General features: G+C 65.9%; 10 protein-coding genes and 1 tRNA gene. 5 read left to right on the forward strand and 6 right to left on the reverse strand.

What is annotated here, in order from left to right; all coding sequences use genetic code 11:
* Positions 1-55: 55 nt before the first annotated feature.
* Positions 56-1,375 (forward strand): lipopolysaccharide biosynthesis protein RfbH, encoded by a 1,320-nt coding sequence (gene rfbH, locus AKJ13_RS05800; RefSeq protein WP_050732476.1) that lies wholly within the window; start codon positions 56-58, stop codon positions 1,373-1,375.
* 386 nt (positions 1,376-1,761) lie between these two features.
* Here rfbH and AKJ13_RS05805 read toward each other — a convergent pair.
* Positions 1,762-1,846: transfer RNA gene (locus tag AKJ13_RS05805), tRNA-Leu, on the reverse strand.
* Positions 1,847-1,983: 137 nt separating this feature from the next.
* On the opposite strand from AKJ13_RS05805, the gene AKJ13_RS05810 reads away from it, so the two are divergent.
* The gene (locus AKJ13_RS05810; protein WP_050732477.1) at positions 1,984-2,565 is read left to right on the forward strand and encodes a YqaA family protein; all 582 of its coding nucleotides are present in this window, start codon (positions 1,984-1,986) and stop codon (positions 2,563-2,565) included.
* A 2-nt stretch (positions 2,566-2,567) separates the two neighbouring features.
* Complete coding sequence (locus AKJ13_RS05815; RefSeq protein WP_050732478.1) at positions 2,568-3,056, forward strand: disulfide bond formation protein B; 489 nt, start codon at positions 2,568-2,570, stop codon at positions 3,054-3,056.
* Between the two features lie 11 nt (positions 3,057-3,067).
* Here AKJ13_RS05815 and AKJ13_RS05820 read toward each other — a convergent pair whose 3' ends face one another.
* From AKJ13_RS05820 to AKJ13_RS05835, 4 genes are all read right to left on the reverse strand, one after another.
* On the reverse strand, positions 3,068-3,523 hold the full coding sequence (locus AKJ13_RS05820; RefSeq protein WP_050732479.1) for a DUF1178 family protein: 456 nt from the start codon (positions 3,521-3,523) through the stop codon (positions 3,068-3,070).
* 8 nt (positions 3,524-3,531) lie between these two features.
* A complete protein-coding gene (locus tag AKJ13_RS05825) occupies positions 3,532-4,389 on the reverse strand; it encodes a carbon-nitrogen hydrolase family protein (RefSeq protein WP_050732480.1) in 858 nt (285 codons plus the stop codon).
* Positions 4,382-4,651, reverse strand: a complete 270-nt coding sequence (gene grxC, locus AKJ13_RS05830) for a glutaredoxin 3 (RefSeq protein ID WP_050732481.1) — start codon at positions 4,649-4,651, stop codon at positions 4,382-4,384. The genes AKJ13_RS05825 and grxC overlap by 8 nt, the downstream gene beginning before the upstream one ends.
* A 105-nt stretch (positions 4,652-4,756) precedes the next feature.
* Positions 4,757-5,113, reverse strand: a complete 357-nt coding sequence (locus tag AKJ13_RS05835) for a response regulator (RefSeq protein WP_007558883.1) — start codon at positions 5,111-5,113, stop codon at positions 4,757-4,759.
* A 209-nt stretch (positions 5,114-5,322) separates the two neighbouring features.
* On the opposite strand from AKJ13_RS05835, the gene AKJ13_RS05840 reads away from it, so the two are divergent.
* Positions 5,323-6,225, forward strand: coding sequence for an N-formylglutamate amidohydrolase (locus AKJ13_RS05840; protein WP_050732482.1), 903 nt, complete (start codon positions 5,323-5,325; stop codon positions 6,223-6,225).
* Positions 6,226-6,469: 244 nt separating this feature from the next.
* Here the strand turns inward: AKJ13_RS05840 and galU are convergent, their stop codons facing one another.
* Positions 6,470-7,336 carry a UTP--glucose-1-phosphate uridylyltransferase GalU gene (gene galU, locus AKJ13_RS05845; RefSeq protein WP_050732483.1) on the reverse strand — a complete coding sequence of 289 codons (867 nt, stop codon included), beginning with the start codon at positions 7,334-7,336 and terminating at the stop codon, positions 6,470-6,472.
* A gap of 277 nt (positions 7,337-7,613) precedes the next feature.
* Between galU and AKJ13_RS05850 the strand changes: the two genes are divergently transcribed.
* A partial coding sequence (locus AKJ13_RS05850; RefSeq protein WP_144426190.1) for an NAD-dependent epimerase/dehydratase family protein occupies positions 7,614-8,094 on the forward strand: 481 nt, incomplete at its 3' end.

Genomic DNA, 8,094 nt, shown 5'->3' on the forward strand with positions numbered 1-8,094 from the left:
ACCCAGCCGCTTGGCTGCTGGGGCTCGGCGACGAGACAACAGTGTTCCATCACCCATGACCGATGCCCTGCGTGCCGAGATTCTGAGCCTCGCCCGAAGCCATTTCGCGGCGCGCCAAACGCCGTCCTTCGTACCGGGCGAGACCTACATTCCCCCGTCCGGAAAGGTCATGGACGCGGAGGATTGCGCGCATCTGATCGATGCATCGCTCGACATGTGGTTGACGGCGGGACGCTATGCCGACCGGTTCGAGCGCGAGCTCGCGGATGTGTTCGGGCGTCGGCATGCACGGCTCACAGTCTCCGGGTCCGCCGCGAACCTGCTCGCCTTCGCGACGCTCACCTCGCCCAAGCATAGAGGGCGCCGCCTACGGCCTGGCGATGAAGTGATCACCGTGGCGGCCGGTTTTCCCACCACCGTCGCCCCGATCGTGCAGCACGGCTGTGTACCCGTCTTTGTCGATGTCGATCTCGAGACTCACAATGTCGACGTCGATCTCCTTGAGGCGGCGATAACGTCGAAGACCCGTGCGGTGATGATCGCGCATTCGCTCGGAAACCCGTTCGACGTGGTGCGGGTGGCCGAGATTTGTCGCCGCAACGACCTGTGGCTGGTCGAGGATTGCTGCGACGCGTTCGGTGCGACCATCGCGGGACAGGGTGTCGGTACCTTCGGCGAGTTGGCCACCCTGAGCTTCTATCCGGCGCACCACATCACCACCGGCGAAGGCGGCGCGGTCCTTATGGACCGCGGTCCGCTTGCTAAGATCGCGGAATCGTTCCGGGATTGGGGCCGAGACTGCTACTGCAAGCCCGGGACGGACAATACCTGCGGCAACCGCTTCGGCTGGAAGTTGGGTGACTTACCGCACGGCTATGATCATAAGTATACGTATTCCCATATTGGCTACAATCTGAAGCTGAGCGATATGCAGGCCGCCCTCGGGGTCAGCCAATTGACCAAGCTCAGCCATTTCATCGTGCGACGCCGTGAGAACTTTCAGGGGCTGGAGCGTCGCCTGAAGGAGTGCGGACTCGACCACATTTTTCATCTACCCGTCGCGACTCCAGGGTCCGAGCCGAGCTGGTTTGGTTATCTTCTGACCGTGCGCGACGGAGTTGGTATCGAGCGAAACGCGCTCGTTGCGCGTCTCGAGCAAAAGCGCGTCGGGACCCGGTTGCTGTTTGCTGGCAACTTGACCAGGCAGCCAGCCTTCCGAGACGTTGCTCACCGTGTGCACGGAACGTTGCGACAAACCGACAAAATCATGCGCGATAGTTTCTGGATCGGGGTTTGGCCCGGTATTACGGAGCCAATGCTCGATTACATGGCCGATATGCTTCTCGCTGTGACGCGCGAGCTTCGAAGCGCCTGACGGGCAATCCGGGCGTTCACACGAATCCACACATATGAAGGCGGCATACGAGGGACGCTCTCACCATTGGCCTGGTTTCGCCAGCGGTCCGTGTGAGCACTGCAATGCGGAGAACACGACGGCGCTGACGGGATCTCGACTCCGGCCTGAGCCCTGCATCGGACGGCGGCAGGTCAGCAAAACTGAACGGTGTCAGGATCCGGCACACTGTGCCCTGCCGACCAAGTCTTGTTCGCGGAACTCGATAGGAGGGAAGGGTCGAATGTTCGATTCGGCGCGTTACGCCACCCAACGGACTTGATGGGTCCTACTCATGCGCGCTGGGCATTCGCCGGTTCGCCGGTGAGCGCGATCGCATTAAAACGCGATCCACCGATGTGAGACGATGGTGCGGGTAGAGGGAATCGAACCCCCACGCCTTGCGGCTGGCGATTTTGAGTCGCCCGCGTCTACCAATTCCGCCATACCCGCGCGCGTCGCGCTCATCGCATAGGTGTGGCGCCCGCGCCAAGGGTGCGCGCGCGGTTTTTTGCCGAGCCCGAGCAATCTGGTCATTCCGCGGCGACTATGCTCAAAGGGCGGCCGTTCCCTGGCAATCTGGAAGTTGTATGCTCCGCCGGCTCTACGCGTGGATCCTCGCGCTCAGCGGCAGGCCCTCCGCGCCCTACGTGCTCGGGGCCGTAGCCTTCGCCGAGAGTTCGTTCTTCCCGGTTCCTCCGGATGCGATGCTGGTGCCGATGGCGGTGAGCCGTCCCGACCGGGTCTGGCTCTACGCCACGATCGCCACGGTGGCCTCGGTGCTCGGGGGCCTTGTCGGCTACGCGATCGGGGCGCTCCTGTTCGACTCGGTCGGCGCGTGGCTGATCCGCCTATACGGTCTGCAGAACTCGGCCGCGACCTTCCAGGATTCCTACGCACGCTACGGCCATTGGGTGATCCTGTTGAAAGGGCTCACGCCGATCCCCTACAAGCTCGTCACGATCACGTCGGGCTTTGCCCATTACAGCCTGTTCTGGTTCACGGTCCTGTCCGTCATCACCCGGGGGGCCAGATTCTTCATCCTCGCCGGACTGCTCGGCCGCTACGGTGTTCAGATCCGCGGCGTGCTGGACCGGCATCTCAACGCGGTCGCGGCGATCTCGGTGGCCGTGGTCGTCCTTGGCTTCCTGCTGTTCAAGGTGATCCTGTAGCCATGAACGTCGCGTCGGCCCTTCGCCTCAAGAGAGCGGGTCTCTGGCTCGCCCTCGCCTCCGCGCTGATCCTGGGCACCGTCCTGGTGCTCCAATACGGGTACGGCTACGCGCCCTGTAAGTTGTGCCTGACCGAGCGCCTGCCCTATTACGCCGCAATCCCGCTCGGGCTTGCGGCTTTGTTCGCGCCGGAGCGGCTGGCCCGCCTGGCGCTCGGGCTTGCCGCGCTTGGGCTCCTCTACGGGGCCGGGATCGGGGTCTACCATGCCGGCGCGGAATGGAATTTCTGGCCGGGGCCCAGCGATTGCGGCGGCGGCACGGGGGCCAATCCCGGTCAGGTCGGCGATTTCCTGAACCAGCTTCAGAGCACGAAAGTCGTCGACTGCTCGGTGGCGGCGATGCGGGTTCTGGGACTCTCGCTCGCCGGATGGAACGCCGTCGTCGCTTTCGTGCTGGCCTCGCTGGCCGGCACCGCCGCCGCGCGTCCCTGAGCGCAGCCCGCTCAGTTGCGGTCGTCGGGCATGATCGGGATCGGCGCCACGTCGATCCCTTCCTCGATGAGGGCCCGCGCCTCGGCCGGGCTCGCCTCGCCGTAGATCGGGCGGCCTTCCGCCTCGCCGTAATGGATCTTGCGCGCCTCCTCCGGGAAGCGTGGTCCGACATGCTCGGAATTGGCCACGATCTGCTCGCGCAACGCGCGCAGCATCGCGCGAACCTGGCGCTCGGGCTCCGCGATCATCGGCATCGCCGCCTCAGGCTGGGCCACGACCGGTGCCGCAACCTGCCCGCGATCGGTGCGGGCCACGCTCGGGGCCATGAGCGCCTTCGTCACCTTCGCGCTGTCGCAGATCGGGCAGGTCACCAGCCCGCGCTCAGCCTGCGCATCGTAGGATTCGGAGGACGGGAACCAGCTGTCGAAGCCGTGGTCGGCGTCGCAGACGAGACTGTACCGGATCATTCTCTTGCTTACCGTGCGGCCCGAACCTCGGGTCCGATGCGCTCGACCGTGAACGCGCGTCCGTGTTGCAGCGCCGGGATTCGCGACCGCGCATCCGCGACCTGAGCGAGATCGATCTCGGCCAGGATCACCCCCGGCTCCGACCCGCCGGCATCGGCCAGCACCCGACCCCAGGGATCGACGATCAGCGAATGGCCGAAGGTCTCGCGCCCATCCTCGTGGACGCCGCCCTGCGCGGCCGAGATCACGAAGGCGCCAATCTCGATCGCCCGCGCCCGCTGAAGGATGTGCCAGTGCGCCTCGCCGGTCTGGCGGGTGAAGCAGGCCGGCGCGGTTAGGATCTCCGCCCCCGCCTCAGCCAGCGCCCGGTAGAGAGCCGGGAAGCGGATATCGTAGCAGATCGTCAGGCCGAGCATCGCCCAGGGCGTGGCGGCCACGACGGCGCAGGCGCCGCCCGTATAGGTCGCCGATTCGCGCCAGCGCTCGCCGCTCGGCAGGTCGACATCGAACAGGTGGAGCTTGTCGTAGGAGGCCAGGATCTCACCGTCGGCGCCGATCAGATAGGCGCGGTTGGCGATCTTGTCGCCGGACCGCACGGCGATCGAGCCGATATGCACCACCGCGCCGGTCTCGCGGGCGGCCTGCCGCAGCCCGGCGAGAGTCGCGTCCTGATCTTCGGTTGTGACGCGCTCGAACAGGCGTTCGCGGCTGCGCTCGACCAGGGAGGTCATCTCGGGGGTCTGGATATAGGCCGCGCCGCGGCTGGCCGCCTCGCGCACGCCGGCCACGGCCGCGTCGCAGTTGGCGCCCGGATCGCGGCCCGAGCGCATCTGCACGCAGGCGGCAATGAAGCGCGTCTCAGGCATCGGCCTTGTCCGTCAGCAGGGGGTCGAGCTTGCCGGCGCGGTTGAGGGCGTAGAGGTCGTCGCAGCCGCCGACATGGGTCGTGCCAACGAAGATCTGCGGGACGCTGGTGCGCCCGCCGGCGCGCTCGACCATCGTGGCGCGCGCACCCTGGGCGCGCTCCACGTCGATTTCCTGGAAGGCGACTCCCTTCTCCTTCAGCAGGCTCTTGGCCGCCGAGCAATAGGGGCACCAGGCCGTGGTATAGATCGTGACCGGCTGCATGGCGTTCGTCGTCTCGCGCGGAACCTCCCACCATATAGGAGCGCGCCCGTCGAATTACCTATGCCCCTGTGGTCACAGCCGGACCGGTCGAAATCGGCCCTCCGGTCAGGCGGCCATCAGCTTCTCGACCTCGTTGACGAGATCGCGCAGGTGGAACGGCTTGGAGAGGACCTTCGCGTCCTTCGGAGCCTTCGAGTCCGGGTTGAGCGCGACGGCGGCGAAGCCGGTAATGAACATCACCTTGATGTCCGGGTCGAGTTCGGTAGCGCGCCGCGCCAGTTCGATCCCGTCCATCTCGGGCATCACGATATCGGTGAGCAGCAGCTCGAACGGCTCCTCGCGCAGCCGGTTATAGGCAGAGAGGCCATTGTCGAAGGACAGGACGTCGTAGCCCGCGTTCTGTAGCGCCTTGGCCAGAAACCGGCGCATGTCGTTGTCGTCTTCCGCCAGCAGGATTTTCATCGGCCGTTTCCGAGCCCTCGAGTCGAAATGTTGATCCCATAAAGGGAGGCGATGGTAAACAAGGTGTTAGGATCCGAGTTTGCAGCCGGCGCCGCGCGTCTCATGAATGGCGGTGTGGGCCGGCTGCACCAGAGTGGACAGCCGACCGTTCGCATACCACAGTGCGCGTCCGCCGCGTTTTCTCAACCGCCGGGGCCTGCACACATCCAATGATCGCGCCCGAAACGGTACAGCCCGACGCCTTCGGTTTTGCCCCGGCCTTCGAGGTCGACGAACCGGCGGCGCACACCCTGCCCTTCGTCTTCAATACCGGCCATTCCGGTGCCGTCTACCCCCCGGATTTTATCGCGGCTTCGCGTCTGGACGCGCTGAGCCTGCGCCGGTCCGAGGATGCGTATGTCGATCGCCTGTTCGCCTCGGTGGTTGAGCTCGGGGCGCCCCTGTTACGGGCGAATTTTCCGCGGGCGTTCCTGGACGTGAATCGCGAGCCGTTCGAGCTCGACCCGCGTATGTTCGACGGTCGGCTGCCGCCCTTCGCCAACACGCGCTCGATGCGGGTGGCGGGCGGGCTCGGCACCGTTCCGCGGGTGGTCGCGGATGGTCAGGAGATCTACGCGCGCCGCCTGCCGGTCGGCGAGGCGACCGCGCGGATCGAGGCCCTGTACAAGCCCTACCATCGGGTGCTGCGCAGCCTGATCCAGCGCACGGCGCGCACCCACGGTCACTGCGTCCTGATCGACTGTCATTCCATGCCGTCCTCGAGTCTCGGGCGCGATGCCGAGGTCAAGGCGGACATGGTCCTGGGCGACCGGTACGGGACGGCCTGCGCCCCCGGCCTGATCGAGGCTTTCGAGGCCGCGTTCCGGAGCCAGGGCTTCCGGGTGGTGCGCAACAAGCCCTATGCCGGCGGCTTCATCACCGAGCATTACGGCGAGCCGAATCTCGGACGGCATGCCCTGCAGATCGAGGTCAACCGGGCGCTTTACATGGACGAGGCGAGCCTCGCGATGACGCCGGATTTCCCGAGCTTGGCGAAGGCGTTGCGGATCGTCGTGGCCACCGTGGCGGCCGATCTCGGCGATCTGACACCCAGCAGGATGGCGGCCGAGTAGGGGCGCCGCCGTCTCACCGCACAATGCTTACAGCGGCGAATGTGGAGGCTGGAAAAGAAAAAAGGCCACTCCCGGAGGAGCGGCCCGAAGTCTAGGGAGGAAACGCCCAAGAAGGGCTACGAGACCGCGACGCCATCGCGATCTCGCAATGCACAAATTACAGTGCGGCGCACAAGAAGCAAGGATTAAATCGCTCTGGCCTCCGCACAGGCTGCATGCCTCCGCCGCGCTTTGCGCAGAGCGCTCAGCCCTGCTCCAGCAGCTTCGCGATCTCGGCCTTCAGCGGTCCCGCAAGGTCCGGCCGCTCCAGCGCGTAGGCCAGGTTGGCGGTCAGGAAGCCGATCTTGGAGCCGGTATCGTAGGTCCGGCCCTCGTAGTGCATGCCGAAGAAAGCCTGGGTCTCCATCAGGTCGATCATCGCGTCGGTGAGCTGGATCTCGCCGCCGGCGCCCTTCTTACCGTGCTCCAGGATCCCGAAGATCTCGGGCTGGAGGATGTAGCGGCCGGAGATGATGAAGTTCGACGGCGCGGTACCCTGCTTGGGCTTCTCGACCATGCCGGTGATCTCGAAAGACTGGCCGTAGGTCTCGCCGACGCTGACGATGCCGTATTGGTGCGTCTCCTCCGGGGTCACCTCCTCGACCGCGATGATGTTGCCGCCGTGACGCTCGTAGGTCGAGAGCATCTGCTGCATGCAACCGCGGCTCAGCATATCCGGCAGCAGCACCGCGAACGGCTCGTCGCCGACGATCTCGCGGGCGCACCAGACCGCGTGACCGAGGCCGAGAGGGGCCTGCTGACGGGTGAAGCTGGTCTGGCCCGCCTTTGGCAGATCGCGCTTCAGCTCCTCGTAGGCGGCGGTCTTTCCGCGCTCCTGAAGGGTGTGCTCCAACTCGAACGCAATATCGAAATGATCCTCGATCACCGCCTTGCCGCGACCCGTGACGAAGATGAAGTGCTCGATACCCGCCTCGCGCGCCTCGTCGACAACATGCTGGACGACCGGCCGGTCCACGACCGTGAGCATCTCCTTCGGGACCGCCTTGGTGGCGGGCAGGAAGCGGGTGCCCAGGCCCGCCACGGGCAGGACAGCCTTGCGGATCGGTTTCATCAAGCGGCAACTCCGGAAACTGAACGGAACGGCATGGGCAATGGTTCGGGCAGTGAGATAGCCTGGCGCGATGCTTCGCAAGGCCTCTACGTCGATAGTATGAGCCAAAGCACCGTAAATATACCGTCTGCGACCACCTAATGGGGCCGTTATCGAAGAGGAATCCCACGCGGCGCTTGAACGTGCGATGACGCCGCGCCGTTACGCCTTCCCCGTCGCGGCCCGATCGGGCAAGGCTCGTCGGTGGCAGGCGCGAGACGGCATCGGAGCGGACGACATGGCGGTTCTTGTGACGGGCGGGGCTGGGTATATCGGCAGCCACATGGTTCTGGCGCTGCTGGACGCGGGCCACGAGGAGATCGTGGTCCTCGACGACCTGTCCACCGGCTTCGACTGGGCCGTGCCCGAGGGCGTCAAGCTCGTGGTCGGCGACGTCGCCGACCAGGCGCTGGTCACTCAGACCATCCTCCAGCACCGGATCGACGCGCTCGCCCATTTCGCCGCCCGGATCGTCGTGCCGGCCTCGGTCGCCGACCCGCTCGGCTACTACCTGGCCAACACGGTCAAGACCCGCGCCCTGATCGAGGCCGCCACCCGGGCGGGCGTGCGCCACGTGATCTTCTCCTCGACAGCCGCCGTGTACGGCGAGCCCGAGGTGGTGCCGGTGCCCGAGGACCTGCCGCTCAACCCGATCAACCCCTACGGCCGCTCCAAGCTGATGAGCGAGTGGATGATCGCCGACGCGGCGGCCGCCCACG

It is taken from the genome of Methylobacterium sp. ARG-1, from assembly GCF_001262595.1.
Taxonomy (GTDB): domain Bacteria; phylum Pseudomonadota; class Alphaproteobacteria; order Rhizobiales; family Beijerinckiaceae; genus Methylobacterium; species Methylobacterium brachiatum.

Coding starts and splice junctions, on each gene's coding strand:
- rfbH (WP_050732476.1), top strand. CDS start 56: ATGACCGATGCCCTGCGTGCCGAGATTCTGAGCCTCGCCCGAAGCCAT.
- AKJ13_RS05810 (WP_050732477.1), top strand. CDS start 1,984: ATGCTCCGCCGGCTCTACGCGTGGATCCTCGCGCTCAGCGGCAGGCCC.
- AKJ13_RS05815 (WP_050732478.1), top strand. CDS start 2,568: ATGAACGTCGCGTCGGCCCTTCGCCTCAAGAGAGCGGGTCTCTGGCTC.
- AKJ13_RS05820 (WP_050732479.1), bottom strand. CDS start 3,523: ATGATCCGGTACAGTCTCGTCTGCGACGCCGACCACGGCTTCGACAGC.
- AKJ13_RS05825 (WP_050732480.1), bottom strand. CDS start 4,389: ATGCCTGAGACGCGCTTCATTGCCGCCTGCGTGCAGATGCGCTCGGGC.
- grxC (WP_050732481.1), bottom strand. CDS start 4,651: ATGCAGCCGGTCACGATCTATACCACGGCCTGGTGCCCCTATTGCTCG.
- AKJ13_RS05835 (WP_007558883.1), bottom strand. CDS start 5,113: ATGAAAATCCTGCTGGCGGAAGACGACAACGACATGCGCCGGTTTCTG.
- AKJ13_RS05840 (WP_050732482.1), top strand. CDS start 5,323: ATGATCGCGCCCGAAACGGTACAGCCCGACGCCTTCGGTTTTGCCCCG.
- galU (WP_050732483.1), bottom strand. CDS start 7,336: ATGAAACCGATCCGCAAGGCTGTCCTGCCCGTGGCGGGCCTGGGCACC.